Here is a 20,137-nt window from a genome sequence, read left to right as displayed (position 1 = left end):
ATTCGTCATGCCCCCGATGCTGGCCGTCTCCTGGAAAATGAAACGCCGACGCCGGTTTCCTCGTGAAACTCGGATGTCTGATATGGAGTCATTATCGTATCTGCTGAGGGAAGATGGCCGTCGTGCGTATGTTGTATTGGTCTTGCAGAAGATGGATGAATTGCCGCGCCGGCGCGATTGCCGGTCTTGCTATATTCGCCTGGGCGCAATGCTCTCAGGCGCAGGGGACGTCTCCGGCGAAGTCACAGGGAATCTCTATCTCCTATGAGGCTCCCGAGGATGGTCTTCTGACACTGGTGCTTGAGGATGCGAAGGGCATTCGCGTCAAGAACCTCGTCGCCGACCAGCCTGTCCATCAAGGAAAGAACATTATCAGGTGGGATGGAACTTCGACAGACGGTGTGGCTCATCCCGGGAAGTACCATGTCCGCGGTCTTTTCCATCAGGCGATTACGCCACGTCTGCAGTACTCCATCTATTCTCCGGGTGATCCGCCGTGGCCCACATCCGATGGAACCGGAGCGTGGCTGGCAGATCATACAGCGCCGGCTTCTGCATTGTTTCTTCCGCAGGGTAGTCCTTGGCCAACGCACTCTACGCAACCACAGATTTTGCTTGGAGCGGATGCGGCGGAGGCCGGTCACGCCCTGATTTGGACTGATCTGAATGGCCACAAGCTTGGTGGCACGAAGATTCGCGGATGGAACGGTGGCATAGTGCTTGCGCGGGATATCGGCAGCGCCGGAAATCCTGACCATGTTGCTTACACCGTCTATGTTGTGAATCCGAGCCGAGACTTTGGCGTAAAGGATCCTGGCGCGCTGCAGGTCTATGCCATTACCAGGAATGGTCTGGCTCCGGTGGACAAGGTTGTTGGTGGTATCCAGGTACATGACGCCTTTCGTGAGCTGGTTGGACTGGCGGCATATAACGGTCTGCTGTTGCTCTCGAATCCGGCTGCGAACGAGATTGTTGCCTTTGACGTGCGGCATGCTACGCAGCCTGCGTTTGCAAGGGTTAAGCTCTCCGGGTTGGGTGCCCTAACCTTCGAGCCGGATGGCCATTTGCTGGTCACGACCACGGAAGGCATTACGCGATTCACCGTGAAGAACGACTGGCGTTCCGTGGAGTTGACAGGAGCGCAGGTGGTCGTCGCTTCAGAGGCGCTACAGGCGCCCAAGCAGATCATCGAATCAGATGGTGAGATCTATGTTGCAGACTGGGGAAGCAGTCACCAGGTGAAAGTGTTTTCTGCGACGGCAGGCAAGCTCGCGCGTGTGATCGGCCGTCCCGGAGGCCCACAGATCGGCGCATACGACGAACTACGCATGGCGCATCCTTTGGGAATGACGGTGGACTCCAACGGCGTGCTCTGGGTTGCCGAAGAAGATTATCTTCCCAAGCGAATCAGCCGGTGGAATGCGAAGACCGGTGCGTTTCTCAACGCATGGTATGGTCCTACACAATATGGCGGCGGAGGATTCGCCGATCCGCATGATCCCTATCGTGCTTACTATCCGTCGATCGGAAACCCAGGCAGTATGGGGCTGCTCGAATTCAAGGTAGATTCCGCAACCGGAGACTCCCATCTGACGGCAGTGCGATACCGTTATCCGGATCCGCTCAACGATGTGATTGCCTATGCTGGTCAGCCTGCGAAGCCGATCTTCTTTCCGAATGACATGATCCCGGTAGGCTCGCATGGAGGCATTACGCCGGCGCAGACCTTCTATCGAAACGGGCACCAATACTTCACCGACTCCTACAACACCTACTGGTATAACCAGACCGCCGTTAGCGATCTGTGGATCATGGAGGATGGTGTTTGCCGTCCCATTGCTTCGGCAGGTTGGCTCGAACCAGGTCCTCATTACTGGACGACTCTGGATAGGCCCGATATTAAGAGCAAGATGCCGCCAGGGAAACCGGAGGGCGTCTTCTTTGTCTGGACCGATCGCAATCATGACCACGCGGTTCAGGCCGACGAGGTAGAGTTCAGCCGTCCGGCGGTGCGCGGTTCAGCGGGTGTCGTGATACAGCCCGATCTTTCCGTTATCAGCGGAGGGCCTTACCGCCTTCCCGCGGCTTCGGTCGACAACGCCGGTGTTCCTGTCTATGACCTGAACCAGCTGACATTGCTCTCGCATACGCTTGCGGAAGGGGATGTGGCTCTAAGCCCCGATGGCTGGTTCCTTGCCGATATGAGTGGCTATAAAGATGGGCAGCTTCGGTGGACGATGTCGAGCCGTGGCATTGGAACGCCGCCAACAGGGCCGGGAGACATCCAGGAACCGAAGCGGATGCTCGGATATCCGGTCATGCCGGCCAAAGGCCAGGCGGGATACGTGGTTGCCCGCTACTCCTATATGGGAGAGATTTACATCTACACCACCGACGGTTTGCTGGTTACGACCCTTGGCGCCGATACACGCATGGCCCCTTTCTGGCCGTATCCGAAACAGAAGCCAGGTATGGCGGTCACGGGGCTCAGTTTCGATGCGGAACACTTCTGGCCGTTTATGTTTGGAGAAGACGACGGCAATGTCTACCTGGCTATCGGAAAGTGGCACACCTCGATCGTGCGTCTCGATGGCCTCGATTCAGTCCGGCGGGTTGATCTGGGATATATAGACGCCACGAAAGAGACAATTGCAGCTGCCGAACCGCTCCGCACGGAAACCGCATCGAGAGAAAAGCTGCGCGCTGAAGTTGAGGTCCATCGCGTCAGTGCAACTGAGAATAAGAAGTGGAGCGAGAAAGACTGGGCATCGATCGATGCTCAATCGTCCTTCCAACTCGGTACGGATGCTAAGAGTCTGATTGTTGCTTACAGGACGAGTCAACCGCAGCTTCTCCGCAACAGCGCCGCTGAATTCCCCTATGCGTTCACGCAGGGCGGCGGGCTGGACCTCATGATCCGAGCGGAGGGAGCAAGTGATAGCCGGCAAGTCCTTGTCGGTGATTCCCGGTTGTTCGTGACACAGAGAAATGGCAAGCTGCTGGCAGTTCTCTATCGGCAAAAGGCTGAGAGAGCGGGCAACCGTGTCACCTTCGCGTCGCCAGTGGGAGAGGTGACCTTCGATGATGTCCAGGATGTCAGCGATCGCGTCAAGCTTGCCGTGAATGGAGCCGCATATGAAATCTCAGTGCCCCTCGATCTACTGGGTATCGATCCATCACCGGGCAAAACATATCGCGGAGACGTAGGCATGGTGTTTAGCGACGGCGTACGAGCACGGGCTCGGGTCTACTGGCACAACAAGGCCGACTCTATGACGGCTGACGTTCCGAGTGAGGCTCGCCTGAATCCAAGTCAGTGGGGCATCTTCCGGTTCTGAAGGGGAACTGGAAGACCTGCACAATCTCAGTTGCCGGTACCTCATAGCCGGACCGGTAACTGAGACAGCAGACCTCCGTCGACGCGATAGGAAGCGCCGGTCATGAATGAGGCCGCGTCGCTGAGCAGGAACGCGATCACGCGCGCAATCTCGGAGGCATGGGCTACACGGCCCAACAGGTGATTGCCTCCCCACTGTTCTAATGTCTGCTCCAGCCCATCCCTTCCCCCGAAGCGCTCTGCGGAAGAACGAACCATTGGCGTGTCTACGGTGCCCGGAAGGACGGCGTTGACGCGGATCCTATCTTTTGCATGATCGACAGCCATGGCGCGGGTTAAGGCTTCGAGTGTTCCTTTACTTGCCGCATAGGCCGCAACGCCTTCCTGACATGCGAGTGCTTGTACGGAAGAGACCAGGACAATCGATCCACCACGCGTCATTGCTGGAATGGCGGACCGGCAGGCGAGAAAGGCCCCGCGAGCATTGACCTGCTGGACAAAGTCGTATTCTTCGACCGATGTATCGACAACCGACCCGTAGTGCTGAATCCCGGCACTATAAACCAGCCAGTCAAGCGGTCCACGCTCGATAGCTTTTTTGACCGCTTCGCAGACCTGGTTGGCATCGCGTACATCGCAGGCTATGTACCGCAGTCTTTCAGGCTCAGCCGGCCTTCGCAGATCGGCGATCGTAACCTCGGCCCCCTGATCCAATAATGTCTGTGACGTAGCCCATCCGATGCCTGAAGCCCCACCAAAGACGAGTGCATTTTTTCCTTGGGTGATCTGCATTCCTACTCCACTTCCATGATCAGTCGTTCAGCCATGGTGAAAGCGCCACGCAGCTCCGCGAGTCCTCGCAGACGTCCGATGGCGGGATATCCGGGAGCGGCATTTCGCTCGCGGTCATTGAGCAGCTCCTGGCCGTGGTCAGCCCGGAATGGTAAATGGAAATGATCTCCGGCAAACTCGCGACGACGCTTTTCTTTCACGAGTTCGACGATGATGCCAATCAGGTCAGCATCTCCTTCAAGATGAGCCGCCTCAAAAAACGTCTCGATACCGTTCGAGTAAACCGTCTGCCGTTGTGTCGAGCGCAGGTGAAGAAAGCCAATGCGAGGAGCGAAGCTCTGCACCATCGCGAGCAGGTCGTTGTTTGCTCTGACGCCCAGAGCTCCCGTGCAGAAGGTCAGCGAATTGGCCGCATGAGGATACTGCTGCAAAAGCCATTGCAGGTCATCCGCCGTGCTGACAACCCTGGGTAAACCCAATAACGGGCGCGGCGGGTCATCTGGATGGATGCAAAGCTTTACACCGCACTCCTCCGCTACCGGGCAAACCAGCGTGAGGAACTCCCGAAGCGAGAACCGAAGATCCTCCGTGGAGAGACCGGAGTACTCCTGTAACAGGTCGTTCGTCTTCTGCAGCGTGAGAGACCGATGCCCTCCAGGGAGCCCCTGGAGGATCGTCTGCTGCAGCAGGTCCTTCTCTTCCGGAGACAGACCTGAAAGATAGGCATACGCCGCCCGGCTCAGCTCTTCGCCCCAGTCGGTTTGCGCACCCTTCCGTTGCAGCAGATAGAGATCGAATGCAGCGAAGGCGAGCGTATCAAAACGCGTGGTATATCCACCGTTTGGCGCCGATTCGTGCAGATGAGTCCTCATCCAACTGAAGAGAGGCATCCAGTTGTAGGCGATGGTCCGTATGCCGCAGGCTGCCAGATTTCGAATCGATTGCGCGAAGTGCTCCACATCAGCGCGCCAACCGGGTGCCTGCATCTTGATGCGCTCTGTGACCTCGAGGCTTTCGACGACGGCCCATTCCATACCCGCGGACCGTATCTCGGCTTGACGCGCCTGGATGCTCTCGACCGGCCACATCTCCCCAGCCGAAAGTTCATGCAGAGCCGTTACAATTCCGGTCGCGCCGGCTTCTCTTGCGTCTCGCAAGGTGACACGGTCCAGCGGACCGAACCAGCGCCAGGTTTGCTCCAATAACATCCTTACCTTTCCCCAGGAAACTCCTACGGCGAGATGCCCAGAGTTGTTCCCTTTGCATTTTCAGCATGTATTGCGATAAGTTTCCTGTGCACGATGACGAACTCGCACGAAGTCAGCCCACCAGCGTTACGATCCTACGTTCCCAGCGGTATTGAGATGAATCTCACTTGGCGAGAAGGGAAGTTGTTTCACATCGTGAGATACATCGAGATCCATGATGACTCAAGCGAACGCAGCCCCTTCGAGTGACAGGCCACATGGACACAATGATTGGAAGAGAGCGCAAGATGAAGCATTTATCGAAACCAACTCCTGCAGAAGGCCCAAAGCGGGGATACACGATTCAGGCAGTTGTCCGCGCTGCCTCGATCATCAACGCATTTCAATCAACCTCCGAGGTATTGGATCTTCGAGTGGTAGCTGCGAGAACAGGGCTGCATAAGGCCACTACGTTTCGCCTGTTGGAAACACTCGTGGAGACGCGCATGCTGGAACGGGCGGGGAAGCAGGGGTATCGCTGTTGTGTCCAGACGGCGCGTGCTAAACGCTATCGGATTGGCTATGCCTCCCAAAGTAACCTCCTGCCATTTACAACGACCGTGAGTGACAGCCTGGGGGTCGCTGCAAATGCGGCGAATATCGATCTGCTGGTGCTGAACAATGGCTTCAGCCCGAGGGTGGCTCTGCAGAATGCCGAGACCTTCGTTGATGAGAAGGTCGACCTTGTCGTCGACTCCCAGATCAATGTGGCGGTCGCTGCACAGATTGCGGCGAAGTTTTCCGATGCCCGTATTCCTTTTATTGCTCTGGATATCCCGCATCCCGGCGCTATCTATTACGGCGCGGACAACTACAAGGCGGGGCGGATGGCCGGACGGCATCTCGCACGGTGGGCCGAGAAGAACTGGAAGAGCGGTCCTGAACAGATCATTTTGCTTGGTGTTGACGTGGCCGGCCCACTGCTCAATGCGAGGCTGACCGGAGTTCTGGACGGCATTAATGAAGTGGGACAGTACGCTCGCACCGTTCCGACGCATCACTATGACACCAAGGGGGGACAGTTTGAGGCCACCCTGGACATCGTCCGTCGTCATATCCGCCGCAGAAAACCGGAGCGTGCGTTGGTGGGAGCGGTCAACGACTCTACGGCTCTGGCTGCGCTGCAGGCCTTTCGTGAGGTTGGCCTTGAGCGCGCGTGTGCCATCGCAGGGCAGGATGGCAGCGTGGCCGCCCGTGAGGAGATGCGCCGTGCCTCAACACGGCTGGTCTGTTCAGTCGCCTACTTTCCGGAGATGTACGGCGAGCGGATCATCCAGTTGGCGCTGGATGTCTTGAAGCACAAACCCGTGGCTCCAGCCGTATTTGTGCAGCATGAACTCATCACACCGCAGAACGTAGACAAGATTTATCCAAACGATAGTTGGATGAAGGTGCGGCCCAATCGGGTCTAAACTGCTTCGATTTGTCTCACTAGGTGAGATATGTTGTGCAATTGCAAACGGACTTCTTTGGAGGCCGTCAGTTGGAAAAACTGGCGTCCATTCTTGATAGATAGCAAGATGTCCCGGAAATTGGCTACCGCCTGCGAGTGGCTCTGACCTGAAAGGCATTTCACAATGCAAAACGACTCAAAGTCGGGAGAGCCCCGTTGACATCGTTTTACGCCAACACTTACAACGCTGCTCGACCCGGTACATCAGCCATTCTGATCCCCCAACGAGATGGYTGGGCCGGCAATGAGTACGTTTCCCGGGAGGCTGCATGCAAGTTATCAACAAAAAAGAGATCAAGTGGCACCAACCGCTACGCAGAGTCTGGATGCGCCCATTCTTCTCTCTCGCACTTTCTTTTCCAGGCGTGGTTTCTTCCGCACTGGCCGTAACGCTGGTATCTGCCACCGCTGCCTTCGCGCAGACCGGGCAGGGTTCTATCAGCGGTACCATCCGTGACAGCCAGGGCGATCTGGTCCCGGGGGCGAGGATTGAGGTCATCAGCGATGCGACCAAGGTATCGCAGGTGGCGACCACCAATAACGCCGGTCTCTTTCAGATTCAGTCACTCAACCCAGGGGCCTACACGGTTGTCATCGCCAAAGAAGGGTTTGAGAAAACGACCGTCAAAGCGGTTAATGTCTCAGGTGTGGGAGCGACGCCTATTGATGTCATGTTGACATTGGGGGCGACCACGGAGACGGTTACCGTCAATTCTGACGCAGAACTGATCAGCAAGACCGACACTGATGTCGTCACGACGGTCGACAACGCACTCGTGCTGAACCTGCCATATCCCGAGCGCAGCTCCCTGGGGGCAGCGCTGCTGGTGCCAGGTGTCGAAGGCGATCCTCTGCAGCCGGGCGGTATCTCCACGGAGAACCCAGGTGCCTTCACTAGCTATGTCACGCCGGGTGCCGGAATCGTGATCGGCGGAGCACCTCCAGGCACAAGCTCCATCGTCGTGGACGGATCTGACGTGACGCAGGCAAGCCTCGCGCGTACGGGTGTTAACCTCTCCGGTCGCCAGGTACAGGAAGCGACGGTCATTGTTACGGGACTATCCGCGAAGTATGGCAGAACCGGCGGCGGTGTTATCGTGCAGAGCAGCGCGCCCGGCACCAGCAACTATCATGGAGCGATTTCGTGGCGGCATACCGACCCTTATTTCAACGCTTTTCCGGACGGTAACACCGCGCCAAGCGCCCTCCGTGAGAACTACTACGGCTTCTATGTCGGTGGCCCGATCTGGATTCCGAAGGTCTATCCTCACAAGGACAAGTCTTTCTTTTTCGTGGGTATTGAACCTGCCCGGATGCAGAACTCGTTTGGTTTCCGCGGTATCTTCCCAACTCCCGATGAACTTTCTGGAAAGCTTCACAACTCTCTTGCTTTGCTCAATCAGAGCATTTTGAAGAGCCAGGGATATGCAGCCGCGCTCTTAGCACCACGCATAGGAGCGATCAACTACCAGTCCACTGTCGATGCTAATGGCTTTCCGAATGGGCCCTATGATGCATCGCAGATCCACGCCGTTCCGAATGACGACGTCTCTGCGCAGTTGTCAAAGAACCAGTTGGCGCAATTCGTCTTGTCGCAGTTTCCTACCCCCAGCAATCCCGGGCCCTATATCAAGTTTGATAACGCTCAGGCTACCTCCCAGAATGATGGAACCAATGCGACGTACAAACGCGGTGTGATCAATAAGGACAACCGCTATTCCTTCCGTATCGATCATCACTTCAACGACCGAGATCAGTTGTTTGTCCGTTATACGGTGATTCCTGTTAACGCTGCCAGGTTCTTTGCCGTAGATCCGTCAAATCCGCTGACCATCGTTCCGACGGACGCTGCGAATACGCATGACATCGCGTTGGGATACTCTCACGTCTTCACAAACAATATCGCCACTAGCTTCCATTACTCGTTCATGCGCGTCAACCAGCAGCGTCTGGCCCCACCCAGCACGCGTTCCAAGGATTACGCAGGCGCGTATGGTCTTACTCCGGCATCCTTCGGATATGGTTTCCCAAGCCTTGGCAACCTGAATGCCAACGGAGTCGGGTACACCATGCAGATGGGCCTCTCCAACGCGGCCATCCAGGTGGACCAGAACTTCATCGCCGGGGATGACATTACCTGGACCCACGGTCGCCATGTCGTGGAGTTCGGCGCCGATATCCGCTGGCTGCAGTCGAGCCAGTACGATTTGGGCGGAGCCACTGGAGGACGGTATTCCTTCACGGCCAACAGCACCAACAACGGCTCGACCGGTGGCGCGCCTCTTGCCAGCTTTATTCTTGGAAGTATTGCGTCGTTTTCCAATACGCCGGTTGCGGTGCCTGGCTATTACCGCTGGCGCTACTACGCCGGCTACATTCAGGACAAATGGCGCATTACACCAAACTTTACGATCGATGCAGGTGTCCGCTATGAGCTTGAGACTCCTCGTATGGAGAAGTTCAACAATCAGGCGTACATCAATCTGAGTACGGCCGGAAATCTCAACGGCTTGCTCCCGACTACCTCAGCGTTCTGCTTTTCAGGCGCGTGCGGCAATCCGCAGTCGCTCTGGCCGATCAACTACAAGGGAATTGAGCCCCGTGTCGGCTTTGTCTATGCTCCCACGCCAAAGACGTCCATACGTGCTGCATACACACTGCAGCGGCTGCCGCTGACTGGATACGAAAACAACCCGGACCCCAACTTCAACGTAGCCTCTCAGGCGGTTGGAGGTCAGAGTGGCGGTGTGACGCCGAATTCAACGGTGAATTACATCACCAACCCAGTGGGGCCACTCACCTCTGCCTATACGGCCCTGGCAGGCAATCGTGGGCCAATTCTGTACTCTACGGGGCTGTCGCCTGTGTTTGTGAATCAGAGTAATGCTGTTCCTTATACCCAGACCTGGTCGTTCACGGTGCAGTATCAGCCGGCTGCGCGAACGGTCGTGCAGGCTACCTACAACGGTTCGAAGGGGACACATCTCATTGGCCCTTTCACGAATGCACTCAATATCCCGAGCTTCAGTACACTCGTAAACGCGATCCAGACGCATCAGAATCTGGGAGCTTCGGCGCCGAATAAGTATGGCATTATGCAGAATGGATCGCTGGTCAGCGAGAGCAACCTTCAACTCCTCAACCCCTACCAGAACTTCTACAACCAGCCACTCCCTGAGATTTATCCGCGTGGGGGAACCATGGAGTACAACGGGCTATATCTCAGCGTGAACCAGCGTTTTGGACATGGCCTTTCCGCGCTGGCGAACTATACCTGGTCAAAAATCATGGACAACATTCCGGATACCAACACGGGAGCGAATGGGGGAGGCTTCGGATTTGTGGCGCCGCAGGACCCGACCAATCCATACGCCGAATGGGCGGTAGCGAGCTTCGATCAGGCAAGCCGTCTGAAGATCGGCTATACGTACGATCTTCCTATCGGCTCTGGGCATTCTCTCAGCGCTCACAATCGCCTTCTGGATAACATCATCGGCAATATCTCGACGGCGGGTATCGCAACCTATGCCGATGGTCTGCCAAACTCGGTAATTCTGGGATCGGGAAATGCTGGTTACTTCGTTTCAGTGACGCCTTCCGGTACGAACGGATGCACCGCGAGCGGCTCCAATAAGTACTGCACGGCAAGTGCTCTTCCCGCGAACTACGGCTATACCTTGCGGCCGGACATCGTTCCCGGAGTTCCGCTGATAAACAAAGACTGGAAGAAGAACGCTCTAAACTCCAACTTTACGCCTTACCTCAACCCGGCGGCATTTGCAGTGCCCGGTTCCGTAAACAGTCCCCGGCTGGGAAATGCGCCTCGTACCCTGCCAGGCGCGCGCAGTCCTCGAGAGGCATTGTTCGATATGCGTTTCAATAAGGGCATCAAGTTCGAAAGCCGTTATGCCATCAATGTCAACGCAACTTTCAGCAATGTCTTCAATCACCCGGTCTACTATGGCGTGGGACGCTCTCTACTGAGCTCTACGACTGTCTCGAACATTACGGGAGCTGTGACACCGGTGAATGCGGCGAACTTTGGACAATTCAACCAGTCACAGACTGCGGGGATGTCCCGCGTGATTCGGATCGGAGCGGAATTTACCTTCTAAACGCAACAGAGATGTTCATCGAACAACCAACACACACCTTGTGCGATGAGATGGGTGCGGTAGAGGCTGCGATGCGGATCTCGCATCGCGAATCTGGCTCGCATCCATCTCCCTTTGTTGTTCCTGTGCGTAAATTGAAACGATGGAGCATTTTTCTCCGTGGGTGTCGTGTAGGGCTTCCGATGGGCGTTTTCCGCAATGAAAACACCGCCGGACGCTCTTCCGGGATACCCAGCAACAGGCAAGATGCTCTAGAACGGTGACGAGAGGGCGATACGATTCAATGATTGCTATCAAGATCCGGCAGGCAAATGCAGTCCTGCGTAGGTTGAGCTTTTTGGGCGTGCTTTCCGGCTTGGCGACAGGGGCGGCTGTAGGGCCACTCTTGTCGCAGCAGAAGACGTCCCATGTCGATCCATTTGCTCTGGTCGATCCGAGGATCGGTACCTCTAATGAAGGCCAGACCTACCCCGTGGTGGGTGTGCCTTTCGGTATGACCGGATGGACTCCGGAGACGCGGAGCACAGAAGCAAAATGTATCTCGCCCTACTATTACGACGACCCGAAGATTACCGGCTTCCGCGGGAGCCACTGGCTCAGTGGAAGTTGCACGCAGGACTATGGCACGGCAACATTGATGCCGACGGTAGGGCCGATCAAGGTTAGCCCGGAAGAGCGCGGTTCTTCCTACAAGCATGCCTCCGAGGTCATGTCCCCGGCCTACTATTCCGTTCATCTGGATGACTACGATCTAAAGGCTGAGCTGGCCGGAACGACGCGAGCGGGAATACTGCGGATTACCTATCCGGAAAACGGCAAACACAATCTGCTTGTCGAACCGAACGTCAGGCCGGGACAGGGCTTCGTTGAGGTCCGCCCCGAGAAGAAGGAGATTGTTGGCTACAACCCGGTAGTGCGCATCTACCAGGGCGCGGGAAAGCCGGCCGGTTTCAGCGGGTATTTCGTTATCAAGTTCCGCGAAGAGATACAGGACTTTGGAACCTGGTGCGGAAAGACGGTAACCCCGCATGGCCATACTCAGGGCTCTGGATGCGATCGCTTGGGTGGCTTCGTAACCTTCGCCGACAACGCGCCGAAGACCGTCGTTGCGAAGATTGGAACCTCATTTACCAGCCTTGAGGAAGCCGAGAAGAACCTCTCTGCCGAAGAGCCGGGATGGGAGCTTGAGCCCATCCGCCAGCAGGCAGAAGACGCATGGCGTGGTTATCTCGGGCGCATCGAGGTTACGGGTGGCACGGCAGAACAGCAAAAGATGTTCTACACCGCCTTGTTCCATGCCTCGCTCGCTCCTCGTATTGTGAGTGACGCAGACGGAACCTATAACGGATTCGGCCAGGAAGGGAAGCTGCATCACGCACCTCCCGGCACAGACTATTACGACGACTTCTCTTTGTGGGATAGCTTCCGTTCGCTACATCCGCTGCTCACGATCTTGGACCCAAAGCGCGATGGAGAGATGGTGCAGAGCCTGGTCGATAAGGGCGCCCAGGCCGGCTTTCTGCCGATCTTTCCTACATGGAATAGCTACACCTCAGAGATGATCGGGGATCACACCGTAGCTGTGATCTACGACGCCTACGCCAAGGGGATTCGCAACTTCGATGTTCCGGAGGCGTATCGCCTGGTGCGCCAAAATGCGTTCATCACACCCCCTCACGATGACTACGTGGAAGGGAAGGGGCGTCGGGCGCTAATCTCGTATGACAAGTATGGCTACATTCCGCTGGAAGATGAGGTTCTGGATGCGTTCCATCAACGCGAGCAGGTCTCTCGTACGTTGGAGTATGCCTACGATGATTACGTTGGCGCTCAGTTCGCTGCAGCCCTGGGACACAAGGAAGATGCTGAGCGTTTGTTCAAGCGTTCAGCCAATTGGAAGAATGTTCTCGATCCCGAGACCCGATTCGTTCGTGGACGGCACAAGGATGGTAGCTGGGTAACTCCATTCGCCCCCGATAAGCCGGCCACCTACATCACGGAGGGTCTGCCCTGGCAGTACACCTTCTTTGTCCCTCATGATATCGAGGGCTTGAGCAAGGCACTGGGTGGACATGAGGCGATGATCGCGAAGCTGGATGGCCTGTTCGATAAGAAACTCTATAACCAGGGAAACGAACCAAGCCACGGAATTGCGTATCTCTATAACTTCATCGGCGCACCATCAAAGACACAGCAGCGTGTGCGCGAGATTCTGAAGACAGACTTTGGACCAGGAGCAAATGGGCTTCCAGGAAACGATGATGCTGGGCAGATGTCTGCGTGGTATGTGCTCAGCGCGATGGGTTTTTATCCCTGGTGTCCAGGAACACCGAGCTATACCATCGGCTCTCCCCTGTTTTCCCACGTCGCGATTTATCTGCCGAACGGAAAGCGCTTCAGCATTGAGGCAAAAAATAACTCCGCCTCAAATCTTTATGTGCAATCAGTTCGGCTGAATGGAAAAGCATACTCCGGATGGACATTCTCCCATCAGGAGATGCTGCAAGGAACCTCGCTCACGTTGCAAATGAGTTCCGAGCCATCCGTTGAGAAGCACTAGCCGCAAGAATCTCCACATACTCAATCTCAGGGGGATTGAATCGTCATGCGTCGACTTGTTGTTCATTGCGTTGCTGCTGCGTTACTGGCTTCTGCTTCCTTTGCTTCCGCTCAGGCGGGGCTTGCTGCGACGCCCCTGATGGGCGCAACTCCTCCGATGGGATGGAATAGTTGGAACCATTTCTTTGAAAAGGTAACCGACGCGGATGTGCGCGCCTCGGCTGACGCCATGGTTGCCAATGGAATGCGGGACGCCGGCTATGTCTATGTCAATATCGACGATGGCTGGCAGGGAACGCGACGGGCTGACGGCTCCATTCAGTCGAACGATCGTTTTCCGGACATGAAGGCTCTGGCAGATTATGTTCATGCACGTGGACTGAAGCTTGGGATCTACTCGTCGCCAGGATCCAGGACTTGTGCGAAGTTCGAGGGAAGCTATGGACACGAAGAGCAGGACGCTCGTACCTATGCTGCCTGGGGTATCGACTATCTGAAGTATGACCTGTGCAGCTTCGGTGGAATGTTGAGCGAGGCCGGCAATGGCGATCAATCGGCGCCTGCGGCATTTGCTCTGCAGCAGGAGGCCTATCGCAAGATGCATGACGCTCTGGCTGCTACGGGACGGCCGATTGTCTTCAGCCTTTGCCAGTACGGTATGAGCAGCGTGTGGGAGTGGGGACCTCAGGTCGGAGGAAACCTCTGGCGCACGACTGGCGACATCAGTGACAAGTATGACCGGATGGCGCTCATCGGCTTTCAACAGGCGGGGCTGGCGCGTTACGCGAAGCCTGGCCAGTGGAACGATCCGGACATGCTGGAGATCGGTAACGGTGGCATGAATCTGGACGAGTACAAGACTCATATGAGTCTTTGGGCAATCCTGGCAGCGCCTCTGCTTGCCGGTAACGACCTCAGCAGGATGAGGCCGGAGCATCTGGCGATCCTGGTGAACAAAGACGCGATTGCGATCGATCAGGACTCTCTGGGCAAGCAGGGCGACCGCGTCTCTGCGATTGGACCCTATGAAGTTTGGAGCAAGCCGCTCGCACACGGTGGCATGGCGATAGCGCTCTTCAACCGCGGAGAGCTGGCGCATCCGGTCACTGCGAACCTGAAGGGGCTAGGCATTTCCCGAAAGGCAGACCTGCGAGATGTGTGGGCCGGCAAAGAGGTAGCCTATGCGGACACGTTTACTGCCACCGTTCCCAAACACGGTGTCGTGCTTCTATTGATCCGTCCTTAATGTAACAGTACGAAAAGTGCTATCAAGCCGCACGGGAAACGGCCCATGCGGCTTGCTTTTGTTGCTGGTCTCCTGATTCCTCTTGACCAAAGAGGGAGGAAGTTTGAGAGCATGGACTGGTCACAAGGAGCCGAACGCAATGGAACGTATCGATAGTCTTAGTCGCAGGAATCTGTTGAAACGTGGGGCGCTCGCACTCGCATCGGCGAGATTATCCCGCTTTGCGAAGGCACAGAATGCGCCGGCATCGGGACCGTATGGGCCGACCTGGGATTCCCTCAAACAGTGGCGAATGCCGGAATGGTTTCGCGATGCCAAGTTTGGCATCTGGGCGCACTGGAGCGCGCAGTGTGTGCCGGAGCAAGGTGACTGGTACGCACGCCGCATGTATCTGCAGGGAGACGCTTGCTACGACTACCACGTGAAGACATATGGGCATCCATCGAAGGTTGGCTTCAAAGAGATTGATCATCTGTGGAAGGCTGAGCGCTGGCAACCAGAACAGCTGATGGAGCTCTATGTGAAGGCCGGAGCGAAGTACTTCATGTCGCTCGCCTGTCATCATGACAATCTGGATTGCTTCGATTCCACACATCATCCGTGGAACACCACGCGGGTTGGTCCGGGAAAGGATATCGTCGGCACCTGGGAGAAGATCGCTCGCGCGCATGGAATGCGCTTCGGCGTCTCCAATCACGCTTCGCATGCCTGGCACTGGCTGCAAGCGGCCTATGGATATGATCCCGAGGGGCCGATGGCGGGAGTCCGCTATGACGCCTATCAGCTCAGCGCTAAGGACGGAAAGGGAACCTGGTGGGATGGACTGGATCCGCAGGAGCTCTACACCGGCCGGAATATCGTCATGCCCGATGGATTCAAAACCGTTGCCGAGGCCAACGCCTGGCACGAGAAGCATGACCGTGTCTGGGACGAGGCTCCACCTCCGGCGAACCCGGAGTTCGTCCGCACCTGGTATCTCCGTTGCAAAGATCTGATCGACAAGTACAAACCCGATCTTCTCTACTTCGATGACCGCGAATTGCCGCTCGGTCAGGCTGGTCTGGACATCACCGCGTACTATTACAACGCCAGCCTGTCGTGGCATGGAGGCCAGCAGCAGGCCGTTGTCGCGGCAAAGGAATATAGCCCCGAACATACGGGAGCGACGATGCTGGACATCGAACGCGGCCGTGCCCAGGGCATTCTGGAAGCTCCGTGGCAGACGGATACCTGTATCGGTGACTGGCACTATAAACGCTCGCTCTTTGAAAAACACCAGTACAAGACTCCGGAGTGGGTGGCGAAGTCGCTGGTGGACATCGTCAGCAAGAACGGCAACCTGATGTTGAATATTCCCGTTCGCGGTGACGGCAGTATCGATGAAGATGAGCACAAATTCCTTGCGGAGCTCGGACGCTGGATGTCAGTACACGGAGAGGCCATCTACGGCACGCGTCCCTTCAAAATCTATGGCGAAGGCGCACCGGATGTGAGCGGATCGCACAATTTCAACGAGACCAAGGCCCGAGCCTTTGACGCCAGCGATATCCGTTTCACTACCAAAGGCGATGTGTTATATGCATTCGTCCTGGGGTGGCCGGCAGATGGGAGGGTAAGCATCAAGTCGCTCGCCGTAAACAATGCGATGTATCCCCGCAAGATCGGTTCGGTGGAGATGCTGGGGGGACATGGTCGCCTGGAGTTTCGGCAGGAATCGGAGTCGTTGACGATCAAGCTTCCAGCAAAACCGCAAGACCATCTCGATGTCTATGCCTTCCGCATCCGTGCTTGAATGTAGTGACCAGAAACGGCAAGGGCAGAGCTGAGGCTCTGCCCTTGTGCATTGTTGAACCCCTCTAGAAATCGAGTCTCAGCGCCAGTTGCCCTGTTCGATTGCCGGAGTTCTCAGCCGTCTGCGTTGAGGTTATCTGTCCAAACGAATCAGGAGCAGACACATTCACCGCAGGCGGCGCAAAGTTGGGATGGTTGGGAAGGTTGGTGAAGGTCGCCTCGAAACGCATCCGGAGCGACTCTCGGAGCAGGAACGTCTTCGACAGGCCGCCTGCGACCGCGGTCGTGCCAGGTCCTACCAGGCTGCCGACGGAGCAGTTTCCGATGCGACCAGCGCCCGGAATCGGATTGAATGCGTTGATATTAAAGTAGTTGCTGAGCGAACGAATCGAAGGAATCGGATTCCCAATGCAGTCCGGCCGGAGTGCGGCTCCACGGAAGACCAGATTCAGATTCGCGGTATCGTAGCTCGGGCTGGTGGTCGGCGTAAGGTACGGTCCAGTCTGCCACATGGAGACGGTGCTGATCTCCCAGCCACCCAGCAAAGCATCCCCGAAGGAGTTCATATTGCTGAAGAACGTCCTCTTGCGGCCAAAGGGAAGCTGATAGATCGCGGAAGCGAGGAAGCGGTTACGGCGCGTGCCGACCACATTTCCTCGATTGGCCCGGAGGTTGAAGCGGTCTGCAACTGGAACACCGTAGTTGACCTCAGGTGCAAAGACCGACGGAGCATCGCCTGCAGCGTTGCTGAGGTTCTTCGCCCAGGTGTGATTCACCTGGAACAGCAGGCCATGGCTCGTGCGCTGATTGAGTTCTGTCTGCAGCGCCTGGTAGTTGGCTCCTCCGGCATTCTCGCTGGAGAGGATGCGGGCCCAGTTCGGATAGGGACGCTGGCTGTAGTCGTTCGCAGTGACGCTGGCGTGCTGCTGGTTCAGGTCGACGGTCTGCCCCATGCGATAGGAGTTCATGCCGACATAGCTGACACGAAGACCCATGGCGTCGGTGACCTGACGCTCGACGGTGAAGTTCCACTGCGCCGCCTGCGGATCGCGGAAGTGCAGATTGACGTTTTGATAGAAGTCGCCCGTACCTGCCGCCTCCTGTGGGGTAAGAGGAGCATTCACGTTCGGGAACTGGAAGGCCGGCTGCCCGTTCGCCTGCAGGTTTGCCGTCGTTTGTACGACACCGACGTTGATATTGGTGGTGTTGAATGAAAGCTGGCCAAGGCTGGTCATCGTAAAGATACCGAAGCCGGCCCGCAAGACAGTCTTGTTATCGCCGAAGGGGCGGTAGGCGATGCCCAGACGCGGCTGGAAGTTCTTTTTGTAGAACTCCCGCAGACCATTACCGACGCCCTTCTGGCTGGCCTTCTCGATCGGTGCGCAGGGAAGAGAGGCGTTCACACCTGGGCAGGCATTGATGGTGTACAGCATCTGCTGGCGAGCAGAACCATTGTTGGGGAGAATGAAGCCGCCATTCGAAGGGTCAAATGCTCCAAGGTTATTGTTCTCGCTTACAAAAGGAGGCAGCGCCTGCCAGCGGAGACCGGCGCTGAAGGTGATGTAGCGTGTTATATGCCACTCGTCCTGAGCATAGAGGCCAGTCTGATAGGCATGCAGTTTTGTATCGGGGCCGGATTGAGCGACGTAGCTCTTCGACGGAAGGCCGAGCAGCAGATCGGTAAACGCATTCCCGCTGAAAGTGGATGCATTGAAGATGAATGCACCGAAGTCGTCCGAGCCGCCGAAGCTCTCCAGATCGGTATAGCGAACACGGCGGAAGTCGACGCCGAACTTCAGAGTATGGCTACCCTTCACCCATGAGAGGTTGTCGGCAAACTGCAACGTCTGCGACCGTGTGGTGCCGGTCTTGTCTCTCCCAATCGGAGTGAAGTTTGTACCGTCACTGAAGTCGAAGGTTGGAAATGCATTGACGTTCGGTACATCGCCCAAGTTCAGGCCCTGCAGGCCGAGTTGCTGTACGGCAGATGCTCCACTCACGGGGAAGTCGACGACGGCGATGTAATAGGTCAAGCCAAAACGTGCCTCATTCAGAAGCGTGGGCCGGATGGTGTAGTTGTACGAGAGGATCAGGTTGCGATTCGATTCGCGATGCACTTCCGTGGGAAGCAGGTTATTCGTCACTGTGGAGTCGACGTTCTTCCAGCTCCAGCGTCCGTAGAGCTGCTGCTTATCGGAGAGCGTGCGGTCGATGCGGAGATCGTACCCGTTGATGTTGGCGGGGGTAGGTGCCTGGATGCGATAGTTGCCGGTTAGATTCGAACCATCGCCAGAGTTTGGAAGAGGCACGTAGTTGTTCAGCAGTGACTGCGAGACCGCGCTGAGCCGATTGAATGGGACCTGGTTATTGGCGAAGGGCAGTCCGGTCATAGGATCGACTGCAGCCGGGCCAGGAACGTTGTTCAGATTGCCAGAACGCATTGCGGCCGTAGGGACGCTGAGCACGAGGGGAGTCGTGAAGCGGCGGCGATTGCCTTCGTAGTCGGCGAAGAAGAACGTCTTGTCGGTTCCGGACTTTACGTGAGGAAAACGGAGTGGCCCGCTGAAGCTGCCGCCGAAGGTGTTGTAGGCCTTGTGCGCCTTGCTGTCGAATCCCCATGTCTTTGCATCGAAGGCGCTGTTTTGCAGATACTCAAAGGCGCTGCCATGAAAGCGATTCGATCCGGACTTCGTGATGATGGTGACGTCTGCCATCTGCGAAAACTCGGCATTGTTATTGAACTGGGTCACCTTCATCTCACTGATGAGCTCTGAAGAAGGGTTCATGTTGTTCAATGCGCCATTCTGGCGGATGTTGACGGTGGATGTGCCATCGACCGAGTACTGAATCTGCGCTGAAGTTCCTCCGCCAATGGAAACGTTGCCGCTGCTGTCCTGCTGGACTCCGGGTACGGCGACGAGGGCCGCCAAAGGACTATCGTTTCCACCGCGATAGTTCATGGGGAGCTGAACAACCTGGTTGAACTTCTTGGTATCGCCGATCGTGCCGCTTTCTGTGTTGACCGTTGTGGCATCGGCTTCCACGGACACGGTTTGCTGCGCATTATCGACCTGCAGCTTCACATCGACTCGCAATTGCTGCCGTGCGTCGAGAGTGATGTTGGTGATGGTTGTTGCGGCGAAACCATCGGAACTGGCGGTGACGGCATACGTCCCGGGATTCAGGTTGAGTACCTGAAATTCGCCCCCTGCATCCGCTGCCGTATCGCGAGTGGAATTGTCGTTCAGATTCTTGATATGGACAATTGCTCCAGGTAACACCGCTCCGGAAGGATCCTGTACAGAGCCGATAAGGCTGCCGAATGTCGACTGAGCAGTTGCCGGACGGATCATCAACACGCCTGTCAGAACCAACACTGCGAGCATGCGGGCCGTAACTGCTAGAGCATTTTCCCTATTACTGGGTATCCCGGAAGAGGGGTGAAGTGGCGTTTTCGTTGCGGAAAACGCCCATAGATGCAGAAGCCTTGCACTACACCTACAGGGAAAATGCCCCAGTCGCCCGGACAGAGTACGACCTCCAAAAATATTCATTGTTTTCTCCTGACCATTTGTCCCGGTCAGGATGATTGAAGCT

Annotated in this window: 9 protein-coding genes; 6 read left to right on the top strand and 3 right to left on the bottom strand. The window is 56.5% G+C overall.

Translation table 11 applies throughout. The features are described from left to right. The first annotated feature begins 155 nt into the window (after positions 1 to 155). Positions 156 to 3,338 carry a hypothetical protein gene (locus AB4Y89_RS18100; RefSeq protein WP_442302342.1) on the top strand — a complete coding sequence of 1,061 codons (3,183 nt, stop codon included), beginning with the start codon at positions 156 to 158 and terminating at the stop codon, positions 3,336 to 3,338. 41 nt (positions 3,339 to 3,379) lie between these two features. On the opposite strand, the gene AB4Y89_RS18095 is transcribed toward AB4Y89_RS18100, so the two are convergent. After that, entirely contained in the window at positions 3,380 to 4,129 is a 750-nt protein-coding gene (locus AB4Y89_RS18095) for an SDR family NAD(P)-dependent oxidoreductase (RefSeq protein WP_442302341.1), read from the bottom strand. 2 nt (positions 4,130 to 4,131) lie between these two features. Beyond that, positions 4,132 to 5,337 (bottom strand): mannonate dehydratase, encoded by a 1,206-nt coding sequence (uxuA, locus tag AB4Y89_RS18090; RefSeq protein WP_442302340.1) that lies wholly within the window; start codon positions 5,335 to 5,337, stop codon positions 4,132 to 4,134. A 287-nt stretch (positions 5,338 to 5,624) separates the two neighbouring features. Between uxuA and AB4Y89_RS18085 the strand changes: the two genes are divergently transcribed. The 5 genes from AB4Y89_RS18085 (at position 5,625) to AB4Y89_RS18065 (ending at position 16,541) form a co-directional block, all read left to right on the top strand. Then, positions 5,625 to 6,788, top strand: a complete 1,164-nt coding sequence (locus AB4Y89_RS18085) for a substrate-binding domain-containing protein (protein WP_442302339.1) — start codon at positions 5,625 to 5,627, stop codon at positions 6,786 to 6,788. Between the two features lie 310 nt (positions 6,789 to 7,098). Continuing rightward, positions 7,099 to 10,944: a carboxypeptidase regulatory-like domain-containing protein gene (locus AB4Y89_RS18080; protein ID WP_442302338.1), complete on the top strand. Its 3,846-nt coding sequence runs from the start codon at positions 7,099 to 7,101 to the stop codon at positions 10,942 to 10,944. Positions 10,945 to 11,227: 283 nt separating this feature from the next. After that, positions 11,228 to 13,504, top strand: a complete 2,277-nt coding sequence (locus tag AB4Y89_RS18075; protein WP_442302337.1) for a GH92 family glycosyl hydrolase — start codon at positions 11,228 to 11,230, stop codon at positions 13,502 to 13,504. 45 nt (positions 13,505 to 13,549) lie between these two features. Next, complete coding sequence (locus AB4Y89_RS18070; RefSeq protein ID WP_442302336.1) at positions 13,550 to 14,749, top strand: glycoside hydrolase family 27 protein; 1,200 nt, start codon at positions 13,550 to 13,552, stop codon at positions 14,747 to 14,749. Positions 14,750 to 14,888: 139 nt separating this feature from the next. After that, entirely contained in the window at positions 14,889 to 16,541 is a 1,653-nt protein-coding gene (locus AB4Y89_RS18065) for an alpha-L-fucosidase (RefSeq protein WP_442302335.1), read from the top strand. A gap of 64 nt (positions 16,542 to 16,605) precedes the next feature. Here AB4Y89_RS18065 and AB4Y89_RS18060 read toward each other — a convergent pair whose 3' ends face one another. Further along, the gene (locus AB4Y89_RS18060) at positions 16,606 to 19,926 is read right to left on the bottom strand and encodes a TonB-dependent receptor domain-containing protein (protein ID WP_442302334.1); all 3,321 of its coding nucleotides are present in this window, start codon (positions 19,924 to 19,926) and stop codon (positions 16,606 to 16,608) included. Positions 19,927 to 20,137 lie beyond the last annotated feature (211 nt).

The sequence above is a fragment of the Terriglobus sp. 2YAB30_2 genome, assembly GCF_052114765.1.
Lineage (GTDB): Bacteria > Acidobacteriota > Terriglobia > Terriglobales > Acidobacteriaceae > Terriglobus.
This window is presented reverse-complemented; position numbering and strand designations above follow the sequence as displayed.

What these genes read in the sequence shown, in the direction of transcription:
- AB4Y89_RS18100 (WP_442302342.1), top strand. Translation starts at nt 156, where the DNA reads ATGAATTGCCGCGCCGGCGCGATTGCCGGTCTTGCTATATTCGCCTGG.
- AB4Y89_RS18095 (WP_442302341.1), bottom strand. Translation starts at nt 4,129, where the DNA reads ATGCAGATCACCCAAGGAAAAAATGCACTCGTCTTTGGTGGGGCTTCA.
- uxuA (WP_442302340.1), bottom strand. Translation starts at nt 5,337, where the DNA reads ATGTTATTGGAGCAAACCTGGCGCTGGTTCGGTCCGCTGGACCGTGTC.
- AB4Y89_RS18085 (WP_442302339.1), top strand. Translation starts at nt 5,625, where the DNA reads ATGAAGCATTTATCGAAACCAACTCCTGCAGAAGGCCCAAAGCGGGGA.
- AB4Y89_RS18080 (WP_442302338.1), top strand. Translation starts at nt 7,099, where the DNA reads ATGCAAGTTATCAACAAAAAAGAGATCAAGTGGCACCAACCGCTACGC.
- AB4Y89_RS18075 (WP_442302337.1), top strand. Translation starts at nt 11,228, where the DNA reads ATGATTGCTATCAAGATCCGGCAGGCAAATGCAGTCCTGCGTAGGTTG.
- AB4Y89_RS18070 (WP_442302336.1), top strand. Translation starts at nt 13,550, where the DNA reads ATGCGTCGACTTGTTGTTCATTGCGTTGCTGCTGCGTTACTGGCTTCT.
- AB4Y89_RS18065 (WP_442302335.1), top strand. Translation starts at nt 14,889, where the DNA reads ATGGAACGTATCGATAGTCTTAGTCGCAGGAATCTGTTGAAACGTGGG.
- AB4Y89_RS18060 (WP_442302334.1), bottom strand. Translation starts at nt 19,926, where the DNA reads ATGCTCGCAGTGTTGGTTCTGACAGGCGTGTTGATGATCCGTCCGGCA.